Source organism: Pseudoduganella sp. S-14 (genome assembly GCF_049913285.1).
In the GTDB taxonomy this organism is placed as follows: Bacteria; Pseudomonadota; Gammaproteobacteria; order Burkholderiales; family Burkholderiaceae_D; genus Rugamonas.
The window spans coordinates 3,572,917-3,594,002 of the sequence record NZ_CP183991.1; the positions used below are offsets into that span (position 1 = coordinate 3,572,917).

Sequence of the window (21,086 nt, forward strand, 5' to 3'; positions counted from 1 at the left end):
GGACATGCGACCAAATGCAGATTAGGCCGACAGATCGCGAAAAGGCGGGGTCAAGCTGCAAAGGCCGGCAAGGCGGCCGTTGCGCGCAGGGCTGCTGCGCGCATGGTCGCTTGCAGCGACTGGATCTGGCCGCCGGCACGGTAGGCAAAGCTGACTTGCACGGCCTCGCCGGCCCGCAGCTGGACCGGCTCGGCAAGCGGCAGGGTCATATAGTGGTTCAGCCAGTCGATGGTGCTGTTGCGTTCGGACACGACCGCCAGGATGTTCTTGGTGATGAAACGCAGCGCGTTGAGCTGGCCGTCCCTGTCGGCGATGAACTGGCCTTCCCAGCGATACAGCATTTCGTTGGGCTGGGTGAAGTCGATCAGTGCATAGACCTGGGGCTGGGACAATTCCACCGTGGCGTTCTGGATCTGGCCCGGCTGCTGGAACTGCACGATCGGGGCGATGAAACCGTCGAAATCGTATTCCTGCTGGACCGGCTGGACCGCCATCAGGACGGCCTCCGGCACGAACACAGGCAGCGGGCCGCCAAAGCGCTCCAGGTAGCGCTGCTTGAAATGTTCGATGACCTCGACCTGCTTTTCGCGCAGCATGGCGACGTGGATCATTTCGCAGATGACGACATCGACCGGCTCCGGCGGCAGGTATTCGAAGGCATCGGCATGCACCACGTCGACGCGCTCGCCATTGTTGTTCATTGCCAGGAACTTGCGCGCTTCCTGCACCATGTCCGGGTTAAATTCAACGCAATACACCTTGTCGGCCTTCTGCGCTGCGAAGAAGGACAGCACGCCGGTGCCGCCGCCCAGTTCCAGCACCTTCATGCCGGGCTTGACCACGTAATCGATGGCGGCCTTGAAGTTGTGCATGCGGTTGGCATCCATCAGCATATTGTGATGGTAGTGCAGCGGGATGAACTGGCCGAGGTAGCAGCTTTCGATTTCGCGTTCGTTCAGCATGGCAGTGGCGCGGGTGCGCGGTGGGTTGTCGACAACTGGATTGTCGCCCCAAGCGCGCCTGGCCATTTGCACGATATGAAAGGGAAATACCGGCTTATTTGCCGCCGAGGTGCTGGCGGATTTGCTCGGCAATCCATGGTTTTTGCGCGCGAATGGCAAATTCGGCGGCATTTTCGCGCCAGGCACGGTCTTTCAGGCGGGCGTCGGCGCCCTCATCGAGCAGGAGCTTGACCGCATCTTCCTGTCCTTCGCGGGCGGCCAGCATCAGGGGCGTGGTGCCGGTCGGTGAGGCGGCGTCGATGTCGGCGTGGCGCTCGAGCAGCAGCTTCATGATGTCGAGGTCGCCGGACGCGGCGGCGTAATGCAGGGCCGTCCAGCCGGGGCGGTTGACCTGCGCACCGCGCTCCAGCATGGCGAGCACGGCGAGCTTGTTCTTTTGCAAAGCCGCCATCATCAAGGCCGTATTGCCGTTCGGCGACTGCTCATCGATTTTCAAGCCTGGCTGCGCCAGCAGCAGCCTGGCAACGCGCATTGCATCATTGCGCATCGCAATGATGAGACCGGTTTCACCGCGCTGCGGGTCGTGCAGGTTAGGGTCGAGGCCGCGCGCCAGTACGGTCTTGACGGTGCGGTCGTCGTCGATCTGGACAGCGCGGAAGAACGCGACCTGATCGGCTTCGGCGTCGAACTCCTCGCCGGCCCCGTTCGCGCTTGCCAGCCCGGCGAGCAGCGCCGAGGCAGCTCCGGCCAGGAAGACCAGCGCGGCGCGGCGGCTCATCATCAGGCCGCCGCCTTGAACAAGTCGAAGAAGTTGGCGGAAGTCTGCTCCGCGACCTTTTCCAACGGGATGCCTTTGAGCTTGGCAATGAATTCGGCAACGTGGGCCACATAGCCCGGCTCATTCATCTTGCCGCGGTACGGTACAGGCGCCAGGTAGGGCGCATCGGTTTCGATCAGCATCCGTTCTAGCGGCACTTCCAACGCCACTGCCTGCAGCTCTTTGGCGCTTTTGAAGGTCACGATGCCCGAGAAGGAAATATAGAAGCCTTGCTCCATCGACGCGCGCGCGACCTCCAGCGATTCGGTAAAGCAATGCATGACGCCTGCCACGCCGCCCTGACCGGTGCCGGCGCCCTCTTCGCGCATGATCCGAATGGTGTCTTCCGAGGCGGAACGGGTGTGAATGATCAATGGTTTGCGCGACGCGCGCGAGGCGCGGATATGGGTCCGGAAACGCTCGCGCTGCCATTCCAGGTCGCCTTGCAGGCGGTAGTAGTCAAGGCCGGTTTCGCCGATGGCGACGATCTTGGGATGCCGAGCCAGGTCGACCAGCTGTTCGACCGTCGGTTCAGGCGTGTCTTCATAATCGGGATGGACCCCGACCGAGGCGTAAATATGCGGATACTGCTCGGCCAGCGCCAGCACGCGCGGGAAGTCCGGCAAGTCGACCGACACGCAGAGCGCGTGGCTGACTTTGTTTTCCGCCATCTTGGCGAGGATTTCAGGCATCCGGGCAGCCAGCTCCGGGAAGTCGATATGGCAATGGGAATCGATGAACATCCGGCCATTTTATCCAAAATCGGCGCAACGCTCCAAGCGCTGCAACGTTTCCGGACCCAGCCTGTGCAAAACCGTCGGTGCCCTGGTGCCGATCCTGGCCCTGGTCGCGGGCATGATCGCCCGGCTGGTGAGCGATTTAAGCGACGCGCTTGCCCAGGATGACCAGGTCGCGTTCGATACCGTCCAGGTTGGCGACACGCGGCAGCGTGGCCCAGGTCTCGAAGCCGAATTTCCCGAACAGCGCCAACGATGGCTTGTTATGGCCGAAGATGAAGCCGAGCACGGTATGCACCTTGAGCTGCGGCGCAAAATCAATCGCTTCCTGCAGCGCATAGCGCCCCACGCCTTTGCCGCGCCAGGCCTGGTCGATATAAATCGACACTTCCGCCGTGCCGGCATAGGCTGGCCGGCCGTAGAAGTTCGAATAGGAAATCCAGCCAAGGATGCCATCGCGTCCCGCCTCCTCGATCACCCACAGCGGCCGGTGGCCGGGCTGATGCTCGTGGAACCACGGCAAACGCGATTCAAGCGACACGGGCTCAGTATCGGCAGTCACTTCGCGCGAGGCGATGGTGCTGTTGTAGATCGCGACAATCGTCGGCAGGTCGTCGAGTGTGGCGAGGCGGTGGCGGAAATTCGGGTGGCGCAACTTCGTCATGCCTTACAGCGTGTGGGTGGCACGGGACGAGCGCAACGCCGCGCCCAGGATTTCTTCGATGCGCAGGCGGGTACGGGTGCCGGTCTCGTCGTCCGGGAAATGCACGCCAATGCCTTGCGTCTTGTTATTGGCCGCGCCAGCCGGGGTAATCCAGACCACCTTGCCGGCGATCGCGTACTTGGCCGGATCATCCATCAAGGTCAGCAGCAAATAGATCTCGTCGCCAATCTTGTAGGGCTTCTGGGTTGGCACGAACATGCCGCCATGCTTCAGGAAAGGCATATAGGCCGCATACAGGGCCGCCTTTTCCTTGATGGCGAGGGACAACACCGTTGGCCGGTTGACGGCCGCGGTACCTGGTTCGGTTGGGCTTGCGCTCATTTTTTCCTTTCTTCAGCTACAGCAAGCAGTGTAGTCAAGAAGCATATCTTCAATAAACAGTTTCGGCGACAGCGGATGGTCGGACGTCGCGCGCCGCTCGTTGGCGCCCTTGATCGCTGCCATCAGGCGGCTGATGTTCACCTTCTCCGCCAGTCCGGCCAGCTCGCGCTGGCAACGCGGATAATAACGGATGTTACCTGCAAGTTTGTACGAAAACAGATCGTAAAGCCAGCGTTGTTGCCATGACACCAAGGCGCTGAGTGGTACTTTCTGCAATTTATCAGCAGTTTTCAGGGCTCCGTCCACGCTCGGACGGGCCAGGTACTGCAGCAAAGCATCCAACTCTTCGCGGTTGCCTGTTTCCGAGGCAGCCACGGCGGCCAGCGGCGAACCGCCCTGCTCGCGTAGCCAGCTATCGGCGTCGGGCACGCCCTGCTCCTTGAGCCAGGCCAGCGCTTCGGCATGGGACGGCATCGGCATGGCGAACTTGCGGCAGCGCGACAGGATGGTCGGCAGCACGCGGTCCAGGCCGTTGGAAGACAGCAGGAACACCGTCCCTGGCGGCGGCTCTTCCAGCGTTTTCAGCAAGGCATTCGAGGCCGGCATGTTCAACGCTTCCGCCGGATAGAGCACCACCACGCGCAAACCCTGGCGGTGGGTCGAGATGTTCATGAAATCGGCCAGGGCGCGGATCTGCTCGATCTTGATCTCTTTGGAAGGCGCCTTCTTGGCAGCCTTCTTGTCCTCGCCCTCTTCGCCCTCGCCCGGCTCGTCTTCAAAGATTTCCGGCCGCACGCGGCGGTAGTCCGGGTGGCTGTGCTGCTGAAACCAGCCGCAGCTTGGACATACGCCGCAAGCGTGGCCGTCCGGGCGCGCGTTTTCGCACAGCAGCGCCTGGGCGAACTGCTCGATGAAGTCTGCCTTGCCGATGCCGTTTGCGCCGTGGAACAGGATGGCATGCGGCATGCGCTGGCGCAGCTGCTGCAGCTGTTGCCAGGCGCCCTGCTGCCATGGATACACCTGGCCGCTCAAGCAAGCGCTCCCACGATGCGGGCGAGCTCCGCCTGGATATCGGCAATGCTGCGGGTGGCATCGATGACGCGGAAGCGCTGCGGCGCCTCGGCGGCGCGGCGCAGGTACTCGGTGCGGGTAGCCATGAAGAAATCGGCCTGCTCGCGCTCGAAACGGTCCAGCTCGCGCGTGGCATCGAGGCGGGCCCGCGCCACTTCCAGCGGCACGTCGAACAGGATGGTCAGGTCCGGCTCCAGGTTGGGATGCACCCAGTGCGCCAGGATTTCCAGCTTGTCCCGGCTCAGGCCACGGCCGCCGCCCTGGTAGGCAAAGCTGGCGTCGGTAAAGCGGTCGGAAATGACCCAGGCGCCGCGCGCCAGGCCTGGTTCGATCACTTGCGCCACGTGCTCGCGACGGCTGGCAAATACCAGCAGGGTTTCAGTCTCGACGTGCATGGTTTCGTGCAGCCACAGTTCGCGCAGCTTTTCGCCCAGCGGCGTGCCGCCCGGTTCGCGCGAACTGACCAGCTCGAGGCCGCGTGCCTTGACCAGCTCGCCAACGAACTGGATGTGGGTCGACTTGCCGGCGCCGTCGATGCCTTCGAAAGTGATGAATTTACCGCGTGTTGTCATTTATTGTTTTTGGTACTGGTTGACCGCCCGGTTATGGTCGGTCAGGTTATCGGAGAACTGGCTGGTGCCATTGCCGCGCGCCACGAAGTACAGTGCGCCGGATTTGGCCGGCGCCAGCGCTGCCGTCAGCGAAGCCACGCCCGGCAGCGAAATCGGAGTCGGCGGCAAGCCGACCCGCATATAGGTATTGTAGGGGGTGTCGGTTTCCAGGTCCTTCTTGCGGATATTGCCGTCAAACTTGGGCCCGATGCCATAAATCACGGTCGGGTCTGTTTGCAGCAGCATGCCCAGCTTGAGGCGGTTCACGAACACGGCGGCAATCATATTGCGTTCGGACTTCTGGCCGGTTTCCTTTTCCACGATGGAGGCCATGGTCAGCGCCTCGTAAGGCGTTTTGTAGGGCAGGCCGGGATCGCGCTTTTCCCAGGCTTCGCCCAGGCGCTTCATCAGCATGCTGTGCGACTGGCGGAAAATGGCCAGTTCGCTGGAATTCTTGGCGAACAGATAAGTATCAGGGAAGAACAGGCCTTCCGGATTCTTGAATTCGGGGTTGATGCGCGCCATCAACTCGCGGTCGCTAAGCTCGGCGGTATCGTGCTTCAGGCCGGTATGCGCGGCGATGGCCTGGCGCATCTGGCGGAAGGTCCAGCCTTCGATGATGGTCAGGGACTCCTGGGCAAACTCGCCACGCACCAGCTGGCCGATCAAGCGCATCGGCGTCGTGCCAGGTTTGAGCTCGTATGTGCCAGCCTTTAGCTGCCCGCTCTTGCCGGTCACGCGCGCCAGCAGGTTGAACATCAGCGGCTGGATCGGCACGCCGGCAGCGGCCATCTGCTGGCCGGCAGCGCTGGCCCCACTGCCTTTGCTGATGGTGAACTCAATGGCAGGCTCCTGGCCAATGACAGGCTGGCCCGCCCACCAGGCAAACCCGCCCACGGCCCCGGCCGCGGCCAATAAACCCAGTGTGATCGACTTCTTGATAAACGCCATTTCCAAATGCCCGTTCGATAATCCAATCTTGAACCAGTTTCAGCCTGGACGACAGCGTTTTCCAAGCCCCCGGCGCAATTTGCGCGGGATCACTATAATGAAGGCCGTAATGATAATGCTTTCATCGCCAGAATATGGGAATTTATGAATAACTGGAATCAACTTTTGACACAGGAACAAGAAACACTGAGCACGAGCCAGCTCGCGACCGGTTTTGTTGCCCCGCTCACCGACCAGGGCCTGATCGCCTTCACCGGCGAAGACTCGGCCAGTTTCCTGCATAACCAGTTGACCAACGACGTCGAACACCTGGGCCTTGGCGAGGTGCGCCTGGCCGGTTATTGCTCGCCGAAGGGACGCCTGCTGGCGTCCTTCCTGATGTGGAAGAGCGAAGAATCGATCTTCCTGCAACTGTCGCGCGCAATCCAGCCGGCGGTGCAGAAACGTTTGCAAATGTTTATCCTGCGCAGCAAGACCAAGCCGGCCGATGTCACCGACCAGTACGTGACGCTGGCTATTGGCGGCGGCGATGCGGAGGCGGTGCTGCAGACCTGGTTCGACGTGCTGCCGGCCAAGCCGTTCAGCAAGATCGACCACCCGCTGGGCACTGTTCTGCGCTTGGCCGATGCCTTTGGCGCGCCGCGCTACCTGTGGCTGGCGTCGCCGGAAACGGCGTCGACCGCCGCTTCCATGCTGAAGGACCGTTTGGTGGTGGGCGGCAACGAGGCTTGGCGCCTGTCTGAAATCCATGCCGGCGTGCCGCAGGTTGGTCCGGGCACCCAAGAGCAGTTCGTGCCGCAGATGGTCAACTTCGAGTTGCTGGGCGGTGTGAACTTCAAGAAAGGTTGCTATCCAGGCCAGGAAATCGTGGCGCGCAGCCAGTACCTGGGCAAGCTGAAGCGCCGCACCGCGCTTGCTTCCATTGACGATGCATCGGTGGCGCCGGGCGCCGAGGTATTCTCGCCGGCCGATCCGGAGCAGCCCTGCGGCACGGTGGTCAATACGGCGCGCAACGGCGCGGGCGGCGTCGATGCCCTGGTGGAGATGAAGCTGGAAGCGCTGGAAGCGGGCGACGTGCGCTTCGGCTCGGCCAGCGGGCCGGCTTTGCAGTTCAAGCCCCTGCCCTACGTTCTGGACAAGCTCGACGTCTGAACATGGACCTCTACGTGTATTACAAGGTGCAGGCCGCACAGGCGGCTGGCCTGCAGGCGGCAGTTATCGCCATGCAGTCGTCGTTGTCGGCGGCGCATGGCGTGGTCGCGCAGCTCAAGCGACGCCCGGAAGCACCCGGGGGCGTGCAGACCTGGATGGAGGTTTATCCGGGCGCCGGCGACGCATTCCTGGCCGCGCTCGACGCAGCGGCGGCGCGAGCCGGGCTGGCGCGCTGGATCGCAGGACCGCGCCACGTCGAAGTGTTCGAGGATGTGCCGCCATGTGCCTGATCGTATTTGCCTGGCAGGTGGTGCCTGGCGTGCCCCTCATCGCGGCGGCGAACCGCGACGAATTCTACGACCGCGATACGACGCCGGCGGCGCCGTGGCCGGATGCGCCGCACATCTATGCGGGCCGCGACCTCAAGGCCGGTGGCAGCTGGATGGGGATCACGCGGCCAAGCGCCCCGTCTGGCGCCGGCGCTGCCGGCCCCTCGCGCTTTGCGGCGATCACCAACGTGCGCAATCCGCAGGAACACAACCCGCTGGCGCCATCGCGCGGCCAACTGGTGGCCGATTTCCTGGCCGGCGGCATGACGGCGCAGGAATATGTGGCGCAGCTTGCGCCTGGCGCGGGCGGATACAACGGTTTCAACCTTGTCCTGTGCGACGGCAAGGAACTGGTCTGGTATTCGAACAAGGGAAATGACGACCCACGGAACGGCAGGCCGCTGGAGCCGGGCATCTATGGCCTGTCGAACGCCCTGCTCGACTCGGCATGGCCGAAAGTGCTGAAAACCAAGGCGCAATTCGCCAGCCTGCTGTGCCTTGGAGCGCCGGAAGACGCCTATTTCGAGATGCTGTCCGACACCACCCGGGCGCCGGACATGCGCTTGCCGGAAACCGGGGTGCCGCTGGAGCTGGAACGGCTGCTGTCAGCCGTGAAGATCGAGTCGCCGAACTACGGCACGCGCAGTTCCACCGTGGTCAAGCTGTACGCGGACGCCCCGGCGCAATTGCACGAGATCCAGATCCGTTAAGGAAGCTGCTCCCGCACGCAGGATGGCTTTTCCTTGCCCTGGCGGGAGCAGGAAATCAGTGTGCGCGTGCCGGTGTCGATGGCATAGAAATGGGTCGGTCCGTTGGCCGTGGCGGGGGCTGCAGCTGCGGCCGGCCATTGCATGCCAGAGACGCCAACCTGTGCCTGCGCCACCTGGATCGGGCTGATGGAACCGGCGAGGAAGCCCGCGCCAAACACTGCGCAGACACCAAGCGCGATGATCGAACGTTTCATTTTCAACTCCTAGAATTCGTAGTGCATTTCGATGTGGGGAATGCCCGCTTCGTAGAAGACATCACCTGCCTTGGCGAAGCCGTGGGCCAGGTAAAACTCCGCCGCGTGGGTCTGGGCGCTGAGGACAACTTTGGCGTCGCCGCGCTCGCGGGCCTTTTCCATCAAGCCCTTGAGGATGGCGCCGCCCACTCCCGCACCGCGCGCGCTGCGCAGCACAGCCATGCGGCCGATATGGCCATCAGGCAGCAGGCGCCCTGTCCCGAGCGCCTTGCCGGCCGCATCATAGGCCACGGCGTGCAGGCTGGCGGCATCCCTGTCGTCCATTTCCAGGTCGGCAGGCACGTTCTGTTCCCGCACGAAGACTTCGATGCGGATCGGTGTTGCGTCGGCCTGCATGGCGGCCCATTCGCCAAAGCGGAGTGTTGTCGTCATGCCGCGCATTCTCTCACAACATTGCGCGCAGGGCCTCACGGACCTGCGGGGTGGCTTCATAGGGGTCGGCCGGATTGTTCTGGGCCACCATGTCGCGCGCCCGCTGCGCCACACCGTCCAAAGCCTGCGGGTGGGTGAAGATGTAGAATTTGTCGCCCGCGATGGCGGCGAACGTCAGTTCGGCCACGTCGTGCGCCGACACCTTGCCGGAAGTAACCGCCTTGGTTACCATCGCTTGCGCCGCCATCTGGCTGGCGGTCGGCTTGCCTTCCATCGGCGTGTCGCCTGGACGATTGCGGTGCGACTGGTGAATGCCGGTCGGCACGAAGAACGGGCACAGCACCGAGGCGCCGATCGGGGCCTGCACCAGCGCCAGGTCGTGATAGAGGCTTTCGGTCAGCGCGACTACGGCGTGCTTGGACACGTTGTAGACGCCCATCACTGGCGGGCAAAGCACGCCGGCCATCGAGGACGTGTTGACGATGTGGCCTTCGTAACCAGGGTCGCGCCGCGCGCACTCGAGCATCAGGGGCGTGAAGATGCGCACGCCGTGGATCACGCCCGAGACGTTCACCCCCATCACCCAGTCCCAGTCCGCTTCCGTCGCTTCCCACAGCAGGCCGCCGAAGCCGACGCCGGCGTTGTTGAAGACAAGGTGCACCGCGCCAAACTCGCGCATCGCCGCATCGGCCAATGCCTGCACTTCGGCCGATTGGCGCACGTCGCAGCGCACGGCGACGACCTGGGCGCCCTGCATGCGCAGTTCCGCGGCTGTGGCGTCGAGCGCGTCCTGCTGCACATCCGCCAGCACCAGCTTCATGCCGAGCGAGTGGGCCTTGAGCGCGAATTCACGGCCAAAGCCGCTCGCGCCCCCGGTGATTACTGCAACCTTGCCTTGGAAGTTTTTCATAGGGTGAGTTTCACAAGTTGTTTGCCGAAGTTGTGGCCCTGCAGCAGGCCGATCAGGGCTTCCGGCGCCGAGGCCAGGCCCTGGGAAATCGTTTCACGGTATTTGATCTGGCCCGATGCGACCAGCCTGCCCATCTCGGACAGGCCTTGCGGCCACATATCCATATGCTCGGTGACGATGAAACCGCGCAAGGTGATGCGGCTTAGCAGCAGCTTCTTGGCGTTGCGGATCGGGATCTCGGCGCCGCCGTAGCCGGCCAGCAGGCCGCATAGCGCGACGCGCGCAAAGGCGTTGCTGCGGCCCAGAGCGGTATCGAATACTTCGCCCCCCACGTTCTCGAAAATGGCGTCGATGCCGTCCGGGGTGGCGGCTGCCAGGTCGGCCTTCAGGTTGCCGGCCTTGTAATCGACGCAGGCGTCGAAACCCAGTTCATTGACCACGTAATCGCACTTGGCCTTGCCGCCGGCAACGCCCACCGCGCGGCAACCGGCAAGCCTGGCCAACTGGCCGACCGCGCTGCCCACCGCACCGCTGGCTGCGGACACCACCACGGTCTCGCCCACCTTCGGGCGCAGGATTTCATGCATGCCGTACCAGGCGGTCATGCCGGGCATGCCCACCACGCCGAGGTGGGCGGAGGCCGGGACGACACTGGTATCGACCTTGCGCAAGCCGGCGCCGTCCGACACGCCCATCTCGGCCCAGCCGAACATGCCGGCCACGAAGTCGCCGACAGCAAAGCTGGGGTTGCGCGATTCGACCACCTCGCCGACCGTGCCGCCGATCATGGTCTGGTCCAGCGGCTGCGGCGCAGCATAGCTTTTCGCTTCGCTCATGCGTCCGCGCATGTAAGGGTCCAGCGACAGGTAATGGTTGCGCACCAGGAGCTGGCCCTCGGCCAGCTCCGGTACTTCTACTTCTTCAAGCCGGAAATTTTCCGGCACGACGACACCGCGCGGGCGCGAGGCCAGCACGATGCGATGATACTTGGACATGCAAACTCCTTAGACTGCCGAGACCCCGCCATCAACTGCCAGGACCTGGCCGGTAATGTGCCGGCCGGCGTCGGAGGCGAACAGCGCAACCGCGCCCTTCAGGTCCTCGTCGCCGCCCAGGCGCTGCAGCGGCGCTGCCGCCGCCAGCTTGTCTTCGCCCATGGCCTTGATCACGCCTGCGCTCAATTTCGACGGGAAGAAGCCCGGCGCCAGCGCGTTGACGTTGATACCGTACTCGCCCCACTCGCCCGCGAGGGCGCGGGTGAAGTTGATCAAGGCCGCCTTGGACGTATTGTAAGCGACGGTCTTCATGGTGCCGGGGCCATTGCCGGCCAGGCCGGCAATTGATGCGATATTGATAATGCGGCCGGAGCGGCGCGGAATCATGGAGCGCTTGCCGACGGCTTGCGACAGCAGGAAGATGCTGCGCACGTTCAGGTTCATCACCTTGTCCCAGGCTTCCAGCGGATAGTCTTCCGCCGGAGCGCCCCATGTGGCGCCTGCGTTATTGACCAGGATGTCGATATGGCCGCCCAGCGCATCCAGCGCCGCGTTCACCAGCGGATCGATCGATGCTTCCTTGCCCAGGTCGGCGGCGATGGCGAACGCTTCGACACCGTTTTCCTTCAGAACCGCAACCGCTTCGTCCAGGTCGGCCTGCTTGCGCGAAGTGACCACCACCTTCGCGCCCAGTTCGCCCAGTGCCAGGGCCATTTGCAGGCCCAGGCCGCGCGAGCCGCCGGTGACGAGTGCAGTTTTGCCTTTGAGGTCGAAGAGTTCCTGGGTAGTACGCATATTCGAGTCCTTATATTGTGTAATCCATGCACTGGCGCGCATCGCGCACAGCGCTGAAGAATGGTTTGAGTGCCTGGTGCTGCGGGTGCGACTGGTAGGCGTCGAGCGCCTGCTTGTTTTCGAATTCGGAATACAGCACGACGTCGCAGGTCGCTTCCAGACCCGGCTCGGCGATGGCCACTTCGAGCTTCAGGATGCCTGGGACGATGCCGGCACAGGCCAGCAACTGCTCTTTCATTTTGGCCGCGTTGGCGGCGCGGCCGGCGCCTTCGGCAAAGTCTTTCAGCTTCCACATGACGATGTGCTTGATCATTCGCTACTCCTCAGAACCACGCGTCCTGCATGTCGAGCGTGGTCGTATCGAGGGCGGCCAGCAGGTCCAGTTGCGGCTGGACCTTGGGCAGCTCCCATTTGTAGAAATAGCGGCAGGCTTGAAGTTTGCCGCGCCGGAAGTTGTCCTCTTCCGGCAGCCCGGCCACAGCCGCCAAGGCTTGCTGCAGCCAGATCCAGGCCACCACCACATGCCCCACCGCCTCCAGGTAGACCGTGGCGTTGGCCAGGGTCTGGTTAAGGTCGGGGGCAGCATACAGGGCCTGCGTCACTTCTTCAACCCGGCGCCAGGCGACATCGAGGGCATTGGCGTGGGCTACAAGCTGGCGCGCGTCCGCGCCGCGGCCGGCGCCGCGCGCGCTGTGCACCGTGGCGCGGATTTCCTCGGCCATGGTCTTGAGCAGCGCACCGTCATGGATGCTGGCCTTGCGGCCCAGCAGGTCGAGGCCATGGATGCCGTGCGTGCCTTCGTGGATCTGGTTCAGGCGGTTGTCGCGGTAGAACTGTTCGACGTTGTATTCGCGGGTGTAGCCGTAGCCGCCATGCACCTGGATCGCCAGGTTGTTCGCCTCCAGCCCCCATTGCGACGGCCAGGACTTGGTGATCGGCGTCAGGAATTCCAGCAGGCGGCCGGCGCGCTGGCGGATCTCCGGCGTTTCGCCGGTATGCTCGTCGTCCACCAGGCGCGCACTGTACAGGCACAGCCCCAGCGCCCCTTCGGCGTAGGCCTTTTGCGCCAGCAGCATGCGGCGCACGTCGGTGTGGGCAATGATGGGCAGTTGCGGCGAGGCCGGATCCTTGGCTGCCGGATGCCGGCCCTGCGGGCGCTCGCGCGCGTAATCCAACGCGTGCAGGTAGCCGGTGTAGCCCAGTACCGCGGCCGCCAGGCCGACACCGATGCGCGCCTCGTTCATCATGTGGAACATGTTGAGCAGGCCCTGGCCCTCGCGGCCGACCAGGTAGCCGATAGCGCCGCTGCGGCCGCCGGGCAGTTGCCGCCCTTCGCCGAAGTTCAGCAGGCAGTTGGTGGTGCCGCGGTTGCCCATCTTGTGGTTCAGGCCCGCCAGGGCGATGTCGTTTCGTTCACCGTTGTCGAGGAACTTGGGGACAATGAACAGGGAAATGCCTTTGATGCCGGGCACCAGCTTGCCGTCCGGGCCGGGAATCTTTGCCAGCACCAGGTGCACGATGTTCTCGGCCAGTTCGTGCTCGCCGCCGGAAATCCACATCTTGTTGCCGGTCAGTCGGTACTGGCCTCCGGTGTCGGGATCCGGCTCGGCGCGGGTGGTGATGTCGGACAAGCTGGAGCCAGCCTGCGGCTCGCTCAGGCACATGGTGCCGAACCAGCGCCCTTCCAGCATGGGCCGCACAAAGTGTTCCACCTGCGCCGCGGAGGCGCATTTGAGCAGCGTATTGGCGTTGCCGATAGTGAGGAAGGCGTAGCTCGCAGTGGCCATGTTGGCCGCGGTGAAGTAGGCAGTGATCGCCTTTTCCACCGTCAGCGGCAATTGCATGCCGCCCAGCGCGTAGTCCTGGCCGGCGGCCATCAGGCCCGCTGCCGAGAAGGCGTCCAGTGCGCGCTTCACCTCCGGGATCATGCGAACGCGTTCGCCGTCGAACTGCGGTTCCTGCTGATCGCTCAGCTTGTTATGCGGGGCGAACAGGTCGGAGGCGATCAGCTCGGCGGTGTCGAGGGCTGCCGTAAAGGTCTCGCGGCTATGGTCGGCGAAGCGCGGACGCCTGGCAAGCCCTTCGGCGTCGAGCCAGTCGTACAACATGAATTCGACATCGCGGCGGTTCAGCAGCCGGGACGACATCACACCACCTCGAACAAGCCTGCCGCGCCCTGGCCGCCACCGATGCACATGGTGACCACCACATATTTCACGCCGCGGCGCTTGCCTTCGATCAGCGCGTGGCCGACCATGCGGGCGCCGGAGACGCCATAAGGATGGCCAACAGCGATGGCGCCACCGTTCACGTTCAGGCGCTCCATCGGGATGCCAAGCTTGTCGGCGCAATACAGCACCTGCACGGCGAAGGCTTCATTCAGCTCCCAAAGGCCGATGTCTTCGACCTTGAGGCCTGCGCGCTTGAGCAGCTTCGGCACCGCGAAGACCGGGCCGATCCCCATTTCGTCCGGCTCGCATCCGGCAACGGCGAAGCCGCGGAAGACGCCCAGCGGCTGCAAGCCTTTGGCAGCTGCAACGCGGTCGCTCATGACGATGGCGCAGGAGGCGCCGTCGGAGAACTGGCTGGCATTGCCCGCCGTGATCACGCCGCCCGGCACGGCAGTGCGGATGCCGCGCACCGCTTCCATAGTGGTGTCGGCGCGGATGCCCTCGTCGGCTGCAATCGTCACTTCGCGCGTGCCCAGCATGCCGGTCGCCTTGTCGGCCACGCCCATGGTGACCGTCAGCGGGACGATCTCGGCATCGAAGCGGCCGGCCGCCTGCGCAGCTGCGGCGCGCTGCTGGCTCTGCACGCCGTACTCGTCCTGCCGTTCTTTGGCAATGCCATAGCGCCTGGCCACGACTTCGGCCGTTTGCAGCATCGGCAGGTAGATCGCCGGCTTGTGTTCGTTCAGCCAGACGTCCTTGTACATGTGCATATTCATTTCCTGCTGCACGCAGGAAATCGACTCGACGCCGCCGGCCGCGAAGATCTCGCCCTCGCCCGCCAGCACGCGCTGGGCGGCGGTGGCGATGGTCTGCAGGCCGGAAGAGCAGAAACGATTGATGGTCATGCCGGGCACGCCGACCGGCGCGCCGCCGCGCAAGGCAATCTGGCGCGCGATATTGCCGCCGGTGGCGCCTTCCGGATTGGCGCAGCCCATGATGACATCCTCCAGCTCGCCCGCTTCAATGCCGGCGCGTGCTATGGCCGCCTGCAGCACGTGGCCGCCGAGGGTGGCGCCGTGGGTCATGTTGAAGGCGCCTTTCCAGGATTTGGCGAGGCCGGTACGCGCGGTTGAAACGATGACTGCTTCGGTCATGGGTGTCTCCTCTGGAAGAATGTTTCGAACCAGCATAGCACAGGTTTAGCACGGTCGTTCGCTAAATTATCGTCGTTGTAAGTTTTGTGTAAGTTTCAAGAAAGAATGCTGTAAGAATAGAGGTCCAGACTCCATCCTGCCGTTGAAGCATTTGAAACACTAACTATTAATCTGGAGACAAGCATCATGGCAATTAGTTCTGGCACCGCCGACGGGCGGAGCGTGGGCGGCGGCAAGGCCGCACCGATGACCAAGGAAGAGAAGAAGGTCATCTTCGCCTCTTCGCTCGGTACCGTGTTTGAATGGTACGACTTTTATCTTTACGGTTCGCTGGCATCGATCATCGCCAAGCAGTTCTTCGTCGGCGACCCGACCACCTCCTTCATTTTCGCGCTGCTGGCCTTCGCGGCCGGCTTCATTGTGCGCCCATTCGGCGCCATCGTGTTCGGCCGCCTGGGCGACATGATCGGCCGTAAATACACTTTCCTGGTCACCATCCTGATCATGGGCTTGTCCACCTTCATCGTGGGCCTGCTGCCGAGCTACGCCAGCATCGGCATCGCGGCGCCCATCATCCTGGTTGCACTGCGCCTGCTGCAAGGCCTGGCGCTGGGCGGCGAGTACGGCGGCGCGGCAACCTATGTCGCGGAACATGCGCCGCACGGCAAGCGCGGCCTGTTCACGGCCTGGATCCAGACCACGGCTACGCTGGGCTTCTTCCTGTCGCTGCTGGTGATCCTGGCCTGCCGCAATTCGATGCCGCTGGAAGAGTTTGAGTCCTGGGGCTGGCGCATTCCGTTCTTGGTCTCCGTGGCACTGCTGGGCATCTCGGTCTGGATCCGCCTGTCGATGAACGAGTCCCCTGCTTTCGCCAAGATGAAGGCGGAAGGCAAGACCTCGAAGGCGCCGCTGAGCGAAGCCTTCGGCCAGTGGAAGAACCTGAAGATCGTGATCCTGGCGCTGCTCGGCCTGACCATGGGCCAGGCGGTGGTGTGGTACACCGGCCAGTTCTACGCGCTGTTCTTCATGATCCAGACGCTCAAGATGGATATCGCGACTGCCAATATCCTGATCGCCATTGCGCTGATCCTGGCAACGCCGTTCTTCATCTTCTTCGGCAACCTGTCCGACAAGATCGGCCGCAAGTGGATCATCCTGGGCGGCTGCCTGATCGCAGCAGCAACCTACTTCCCGCTGTTCGGCGCCCTGACCCACTACGGCAACCCGCAGCTGGAATCGGCGATCAAGAACTCGCCGGTGGTCGTGGTGGCTGATCCTGCATCGTGCCACTTCCAGTTCAACGCAACCGGCGAGAAGAAATTCCCGTCGTCCTGCGACATCGCCACGTCGATGCTGTCGAAAGCTTCCGTCGCCTATACCCGCCAGGATGCGCCTGCCGGCAGCGTGGCCGTGATCAAGGTCGGCGACAAGGAGGTCCAGTCCTTCAACGCGACCATGACCGCCGACGGCCTCAACTTCAATGCCGATTCGAAGAAGAAGGAAGGCGAGCTGAAAAAGTCCGTGGCTGAAACCGTGAAGGCGGCAGGCTATCCGGCCAAGGCCGACCCGGCGCAGATCAACAAGCCGATGATGGTGCTGATCCTGTGGGTGCTGGTGATTTACGTGACCATGGTGTATGGCCCGATCGCAGCCATGCTGGTGGAGCTGTTCCCAACCCGTATCCGCTACACCTCGATGTCGCTGCCATACCATATCGGCAACGGCTGGTTCGGCGGCCTGCTGCCCACCACTGCTTTTGCACTGGTGGCGTTCAAGGGCGATATCTACTACGGCCTGTGGTATCCGATCGTGATCGCACTGGCAACCCTGGTGATTGGCGCCCTGTTCATCCGTGAGACCAAGGACAACAACATCTACGCACAAGACTGAGCCGCCAGCGCGTTCAGTCCAGGCCGCCTTCGGGCGGCCTTTTTCATTGCGGCGGCGACCGCACAAGGCGCCGCCGCTTTGAGATACCGCAAACCGCGCGCATTCAAGGGACTTGAAATAGCGACCGCCTCCTATACTCAAGCTGCTCCCATGGCCCCGTATGCACAGGGTAGAGCAAGCAGCAAATCCCATCAGCTTCATCAGGAGAAGGCCATGACTATTGAAACCATTTCCCTCCAGCAGATCAAGGATGCATTGGCAAAAGAAGGCGATCCTTGGGAGGCTGGAGTGACCACCATGTCCGTACTGCTGCCCGACGAGCAGCAACTGCGCCTGGGCGTCAAGCCGCCGCCCGGCGAGGCGTCGATCGACCAGGTGGCAGCACGCAGCCAGCAGAACCGGGAAGCATTGCGCGCCCGCGCAGCCGAGAACATTGCCGCCCCAAGCGCTTACGACTTGCGCAATGTGGGCGGGAAGAACTTCGTCACCGATGTCACCGACCAGGGCAATTGCGGCTCCTGCGTGGCATTCGGCACCATCGCAACCGTGGAAGGACGCCTGCGCGTCCAGCGCAACAACCCGGCGCTGAGCATCAACCTGAGCGAAGCGCACCTGTTCTTCGTGTATGCCAAGGCGGCGGGCTACAACTGCGATACCGGCTGGTGGCCGGAGTACGCGTTTGACGCCTTCAAGCAAGGCGTGGTCGACGAAGCCTGCTACCCCTATGACCTGAATCACCGTGAAGGCAACCTGTGCGGCAATGCGGCCGAGCGACTGACGCGCATTACCGGCTATACGGCGTTGACCAACAACCCGGCACAGATGAAGGAGTGGATCGCCACCAAGGGCCCGGTCAGCGCCTGCTTCGTGGTCTACAACGACTTCTTCAGCTACAAGAGCGGGATCTACCGTCATGTGACGGGGGCCCAGGCCGGCGGCCATTGCGTTTCCATCGTCGGCTATAACGACAATCCAGGCTATTGGATTTGCAAGAACAGCTGGGGCAATGCCTGGGGCGATGCCGGCTTCTTCAATATTGCCTACGGCGAGTGCGCGATTGACAGCTGGCGCAACCACGGCGTGGACGCCATTCAAAACACCGGCTGGCAGAACAATGCGCGCGTCACCGGCCTGTGGGCCATCGACCAGCAGCGCAATGCCTGGGCCTATTTCCAGGGACTCGGATGGCGCAAGATTTCCAACGAAACCGATGCCATTTTCTACGACATGCTGACCGACTTGATTGCAGCCAAAGCATCTGGCCGCGCTGTCAACTTCTACGAAGTGGACAACGTGATCAAGCAAGCTTATGTATTCTGAACCGCAGGAATTCCGGAGAACATCATGACCGAATCACAACCGACAATGACACCTGGCGGCGCCCAGGCCTCCGGCGTCGTGGCGTACGACGCACCAAGCATGAGCCCGGCAACCATGCTAACCGACGGCGATGGCGCGACGGCGCTTTTCCTGCAAAGCCCGCCCGCGCCCACTATCGGCCTCGAGCTGTTGGCACGGCAGAGCTCCCCTGCCCTGCCGGCGCAGGCTGCCGGCACCGCAGTGGGCGCGGTGACAGCGTGGCAAAATGACAAACGCTTCACCGCACTGTGGACCATCGCCGAAGACCGCAACGCCTGGGTTGGCGTGTCCGGCATCGGCTGGAAGAAGCTGTCCAACGCCAGCGAAACGGCGACCACCGGCCTGGCCATACTGTCTGCCCATGCGCGCGACCGCGAGCGCCAGGTCAACTACCGCGACGAAGCCGATGGCATGATTCACGAAATGTACGTCTGGTGAGCAGGAGAGCGTGATGCAGGTGGATGAAGCGCAGGCCGGCAGCAGCGTCATCCTCGCCGAGGGCGAGCTGCTGATCGTGCGCCTGAAGGAAAACGCAAGCACGGGATACCGCTGGGCCGTCGAACAGACCGGCGGACTGGCCTGGGAGGATAGCGGCAGCGGTCCAGCCGGTGTGCCCGGCGGTGCCGGCATCCACGAGTTCCGCGCACGCGCCGACCGCGTGGGCCGGCACGACATCTGCCTGAAACACTGGCGCGACTGGGAAGGCGAGCGCGGCATCATCGCCCGCTTTCCCTTGACCCTGCAGGTTCAGCCGATAATGCGCAGCGAGTAATCGGTGGCCTTGATGTCTTTCGTCAAGGCGCCGATGGAAATGCGGTGTACGCCGGTTTCGGCGATGGCGCGCACCGTGTCGAAATTGACGCCGCCGGAAGCTTCCAGCAGCGCACGCCCGCCGTTCAGTTGCACGGCCGCGCGCATCATGTCGAGGTTGAAGTTGTCGAGCAGGATGGAGACCGCGCCGGCAGACAAGGCTTCTTCCAGTTGTTCCAGCGTTTCCACTTCAACCTGGATGGTGACTTTCGCATCCAGGCGCTTGGCCGCCGCCAGCGCAGCCGTGATGCCGCCTGCAGCCGCGATATGGTTTTCCTTGATCAGGATGCCGTCGTACAAGGCCAGGCGCTGGTTCTGGCCGCCGCCCACGCGCACCGCATATTTCTGCGCCAGGCGCATGCCCGGAATCGTCTTGCGGGTATCGAGGATGGCCGCGGTGGTGCCGGCGATCACGTCGACAAAGCGGCGGGTGGCAGTCGCAACGCCGGACATCAGCTGCATGAAATTCAGCGCCGAGCGCTCCGCAGTCAGGATGGCGCGGGCCGGGCCGACGATGGTGCAGACAGGCGTGTCGGCGGCCATCAGGTCGCCTTCAGCGTAATGCCAGTCGATGCCGATGGACGGATCCAGCGCTTCCATCACGCCTTCGAACCAGGGTGCGCCGCACAGGACGGCCTCTTCCCGCACGATCACGCGCGCGGTAGCACGGCCCTCTTCCGGCACCAGCTTGCCGGTCAGGTCGCCAGTGCCGATATCTTCCATCAGGGCCGCCAGCAGGTTGCGCTCGTACGCGCCCGCCAACGCATCGTCAAACGGTGCGAATCTATTTTTCAGGGTACTCATGCCGGACCGATACCTTGGAACAGTTGCGCTTCTTTCGCCAGGTCTGCACCTGGGGCGACCTTGGCTTTCTTGGCCGCCGCGAAATCGAGCATGCGGTTGATCGAACGCTGGGCCAGCTTGCCGACTTCGGGATCGACGTGGATTTCGTTATTCATGTTCTCCAGCACATCGGCCAGGTTGCGCAGGCCGTTCATCGCCATCCATGGGCAGTGCGCGCAGCTCTTGCAGGTGGCGCTGTTGCCGGCGGTTGGCGCTTCGATGAAGGTCTTGCCCGGCGCCGCCATGCGCATCTTGTGCAGGATGCCGTTGTCGGTGGCGACAATGAATTCGGTGTTCGGCAGGCTGACAGCAGCCGCAATCAGCTGCGAGGTGGAACCCACCACGTCGGCCTGCTCGACCACGCCGGCCGGCGATTCCGGATGCACCAGCACTTTCGCATGCGGGTGCTCGGCCTTCAGCAGGTCCAGCTCCACGCCCTTGAACTCGTCATGCACGAGGCAGGAGCCCTGCCACAGCAGCATGTCGGCGCCGGTCTGCTTCTGGATGTAGGAACCGAGGTGCTTGTCCGGTGCCCACAGGATCTTCTTGCCCTGCTCGTGCAGGTGCTTGACGATGTCCAGGCCGATCGAGGACGTGACCATCCAGTCGGCGCGCGCCTTCACGGCGGCGCTGGTGTTGGCGTACACCACTACGGTGCGGTCCGGATGCTGGTCGCAGAAGGCCATGAACTCTTCCGGTGGACAGCCCAGGTCCAGCGAACAGGTCGCGTCCAGGTCCGGCATCAGCACGGTCTTTTCCGGGCTGAGGATCTTGGAGGTCTCGCCCATGAACTTGACGCCGGCCACCACCAGGGTCTTGGCCGGGTGGTCGCGCCCGAAGCGCGCCATTTCCAGCGAGTCGGAAACGCAGCCGCCGGTTTCCTCGGCCAGGTCCTGCAGGTCGGCGTCCACGTAGTAGTGGGCCACCAGCACGGCGTTACGCTCGCGCAGCAGGGTCTTGATGCGTTCCTTCAGCAGGATCTTTTCATTGGCCGGCACGGGTGCCGGGGTGCGGGCCCACGCATGGGCCACGCAGCTGCCGCCTTCGACTGGCTTCTCGAATTCGACAGTCTTGATCGGAGTTTCAAT

Annotated in this window: 25 protein-coding genes; 7 read left to right on the plus strand and 18 right to left on the minus strand. The window is 63.4% G+C overall.

Annotated features, from left to right (window positions below):
- Positions 1-50: 50 nt before the first annotated feature.
- From ACN9MZ_RS16250 to mltG, 8 genes are all read right to left on the minus strand, one after another.
- A complete protein-coding gene (locus ACN9MZ_RS16250; RefSeq protein WP_426342915.1) occupies positions 51-962 on the minus strand; it encodes a methyltransferase domain-containing protein in 912 nt (303 codons plus the stop codon).
- Positions 963-1,056: 94 nt separating this feature from the next.
- Entirely contained in the window at positions 1,057-1,743 is a 687-nt protein-coding gene (locus ACN9MZ_RS16255) for an ankyrin repeat domain-containing protein (RefSeq protein ID WP_426338019.1), read from the minus strand.
- Entirely contained in the window at positions 1,743-2,522 is a 780-nt protein-coding gene (locus tag ACN9MZ_RS16260; protein WP_426338020.1) for a TatD family hydrolase, read from the minus strand. The genes ACN9MZ_RS16255 and ACN9MZ_RS16260 overlap by 1 nt, the downstream gene beginning before the upstream one ends.
- A gap of 136 nt (positions 2,523-2,658) precedes the next feature.
- Positions 2,659-3,180: a GNAT family N-acetyltransferase gene (locus ACN9MZ_RS16265; RefSeq protein WP_426338021.1), complete on the minus strand. Its 522-nt coding sequence runs from the start codon at positions 3,178-3,180 to the stop codon at positions 2,659-2,661.
- Between the two features lie 3 nt (positions 3,181-3,183).
- A complete protein-coding gene (locus tag ACN9MZ_RS16270; protein ID WP_426338022.1) occupies positions 3,184-3,561 on the minus strand; it encodes a PilZ domain-containing protein in 378 nt (125 codons plus the stop codon).
- A gap of 12 nt (positions 3,562-3,573) precedes the next feature.
- The gene (locus ACN9MZ_RS16275; RefSeq protein ID WP_426338023.1) at positions 3,574-4,593 is read right to left on the minus strand and encodes a DNA polymerase III subunit delta'; all 1,020 of its coding nucleotides are present in this window, start codon (positions 4,591-4,593) and stop codon (positions 3,574-3,576) included.
- Entirely contained in the window at positions 4,590-5,204 is a 615-nt protein-coding gene (gene tmk, locus ACN9MZ_RS16280; RefSeq protein WP_426338024.1) for a dTMP kinase, read from the minus strand. The genes ACN9MZ_RS16275 and tmk overlap by 4 nt, the downstream gene beginning before the upstream one ends.
- Positions 5,205-6,194 carry an endolytic transglycosylase MltG gene (mltG, locus tag ACN9MZ_RS16285; protein ID WP_426338025.1) on the minus strand — a complete coding sequence of 330 codons (990 nt, stop codon included), beginning with the start codon at positions 6,192-6,194 and terminating at the stop codon, positions 5,205-5,207.
- A 144-nt stretch (positions 6,195-6,338) separates the two neighbouring features.
- Between mltG and ACN9MZ_RS16290 the strand changes: the two genes are divergently transcribed.
- Genes ACN9MZ_RS16290 through ACN9MZ_RS16300 form a run of 3 tightly spaced genes read left to right on the plus strand, consistent with a single transcriptional unit; the run spans position 6,339 to position 8,385 of the window.
- Positions 6,339-7,346: a YgfZ/GcvT domain-containing protein gene (locus tag ACN9MZ_RS16290; protein WP_426338026.1), complete on the plus strand. Its 1,008-nt coding sequence runs from the start codon at positions 6,339-6,341 to the stop codon at positions 7,344-7,346.
- A gap of 2 nt (positions 7,347-7,348) precedes the next feature.
- Positions 7,349-7,636 (plus strand): DUF4936 family protein, encoded by a 288-nt coding sequence (locus ACN9MZ_RS16295; RefSeq protein WP_426338027.1) that lies wholly within the window; start codon positions 7,349-7,351, stop codon positions 7,634-7,636.
- The gene (locus ACN9MZ_RS16300; RefSeq protein ID WP_426338028.1) at positions 7,627-8,385 is read left to right on the plus strand and encodes an NRDE family protein; all 759 of its coding nucleotides are present in this window, start codon (positions 7,627-7,629) and stop codon (positions 8,383-8,385) included. The genes ACN9MZ_RS16295 and ACN9MZ_RS16300 overlap by 10 nt, the downstream gene beginning before the upstream one ends.
- Here ACN9MZ_RS16300 and ACN9MZ_RS16305 read toward each other — a convergent pair.
- Genes ACN9MZ_RS16305 through ACN9MZ_RS16340 form a run of 8 tightly spaced genes read right to left on the minus strand, consistent with a single transcriptional unit; the run spans position 8,382 to position 15,096 of the window.
- Positions 8,382-8,639 (minus strand): hypothetical protein, encoded by a 258-nt coding sequence (locus ACN9MZ_RS16305; RefSeq protein WP_426338029.1) that lies wholly within the window; start codon positions 8,637-8,639, stop codon positions 8,382-8,384. The two genes, ACN9MZ_RS16300 and ACN9MZ_RS16305, sit on opposite strands and share 4 nt — an antisense overlap.
- A gap of 9 nt (positions 8,640-8,648) precedes the next feature.
- Positions 8,649-9,071 carry a GNAT family N-acetyltransferase gene (locus ACN9MZ_RS16310; RefSeq protein WP_426338030.1) on the minus strand — a complete coding sequence of 141 codons (423 nt, stop codon included), beginning with the start codon at positions 9,069-9,071 and terminating at the stop codon, positions 8,649-8,651.
- Between the two features lie 13 nt (positions 9,072-9,084).
- Entirely contained in the window at positions 9,085-9,981 is an 897-nt protein-coding gene (locus ACN9MZ_RS16315) for an SDR family oxidoreductase (protein ID WP_426338031.1), read from the minus strand.
- Positions 9,978-10,976, minus strand: coding sequence for an NADP-dependent oxidoreductase (locus tag ACN9MZ_RS16320; protein WP_426338032.1), 999 nt, complete (start codon positions 10,974-10,976; stop codon positions 9,978-9,980). Before ACN9MZ_RS16320 ends, ACN9MZ_RS16315 begins: the two co-directional genes overlap by 4 nt.
- Positions 10,977-10,985: 9 nt before the next feature.
- Positions 10,986-11,771, minus strand: a complete 786-nt coding sequence (locus ACN9MZ_RS16325; protein ID WP_426338033.1) for an SDR family oxidoreductase — start codon at positions 11,769-11,771, stop codon at positions 10,986-10,988.
- A gap of 10 nt (positions 11,772-11,781) precedes the next feature.
- Complete coding sequence (locus ACN9MZ_RS16330; RefSeq protein ID WP_426338034.1) at positions 11,782-12,084, minus strand: Dabb family protein; 303 nt, start codon at positions 12,082-12,084, stop codon at positions 11,782-11,784.
- A gap of 10 nt (positions 12,085-12,094) precedes the next feature.
- On the minus strand, positions 12,095-13,918 hold the full coding sequence (locus tag ACN9MZ_RS16335) for an acyl-CoA dehydrogenase (protein WP_426338035.1): 1,824 nt from the start codon (positions 13,916-13,918) through the stop codon (positions 12,095-12,097).
- Positions 13,918-15,096: an acetyl-CoA C-acyltransferase gene (locus tag ACN9MZ_RS16340; protein ID WP_426338036.1), complete on the minus strand. Its 1,179-nt coding sequence runs from the start codon at positions 15,094-15,096 to the stop codon at positions 13,918-13,920. Before ACN9MZ_RS16340 ends, ACN9MZ_RS16335 begins: the two co-directional genes overlap by 1 nt.
- 186 nt (positions 15,097-15,282) lie before the next feature.
- Here ACN9MZ_RS16340 and ACN9MZ_RS16345 point away from each other — a divergent pair, with 186 nt between their 5' ends.
- The 4 genes from ACN9MZ_RS16345 to ACN9MZ_RS16360 all read left to right on the plus strand — a co-directional run bounded on the left by ACN9MZ_RS16345 (position 15,283) and on the right by ACN9MZ_RS16360 (position 19,117).
- Positions 15,283-16,986 (plus strand): MFS transporter, encoded by a 1,704-nt coding sequence (locus tag ACN9MZ_RS16345; RefSeq protein ID WP_426338037.1) that lies wholly within the window; start codon positions 15,283-15,285, stop codon positions 16,984-16,986.
- A gap of 213 nt (positions 16,987-17,199) precedes the next feature.
- Positions 17,200-18,306, plus strand: coding sequence for a C1 family peptidase (locus ACN9MZ_RS16350; RefSeq protein WP_426338038.1), 1,107 nt, complete (start codon positions 17,200-17,202; stop codon positions 18,304-18,306).
- Between the two features lie 24 nt (positions 18,307-18,330).
- Complete coding sequence (locus tag ACN9MZ_RS16355) at positions 18,331-18,783, plus strand: hypothetical protein (RefSeq protein ID WP_426338039.1); 453 nt, start codon at positions 18,331-18,333, stop codon at positions 18,781-18,783.
- 13 nt (positions 18,784-18,796) lie between these two features.
- Complete coding sequence (locus ACN9MZ_RS16360) at positions 18,797-19,117, plus strand: protease inhibitor I42 family protein (protein WP_426338040.1); 321 nt, start codon at positions 18,797-18,799, stop codon at positions 19,115-19,117.
- On the opposite strand, the gene nadC is transcribed toward ACN9MZ_RS16360, so the two are convergent.
- Both nadC and nadA read right to left on the minus strand, forming a co-directional pair.
- Complete coding sequence (gene nadC, locus ACN9MZ_RS16365) at positions 19,093-19,959, minus strand: carboxylating nicotinate-nucleotide diphosphorylase (RefSeq protein ID WP_426338041.1); 867 nt, start codon at positions 19,957-19,959, stop codon at positions 19,093-19,095. The genes ACN9MZ_RS16360 and nadC overlap by 25 nt on opposite strands.
- Positions 19,956-21,086: a quinolinate synthase NadA gene (gene nadA, locus ACN9MZ_RS16370; RefSeq protein WP_426342916.1), complete on the minus strand. Its 1,131-nt coding sequence runs from the start codon at positions 21,084-21,086 to the stop codon at positions 19,956-19,958. Before nadA ends, nadC begins: the two co-directional genes overlap by 4 nt.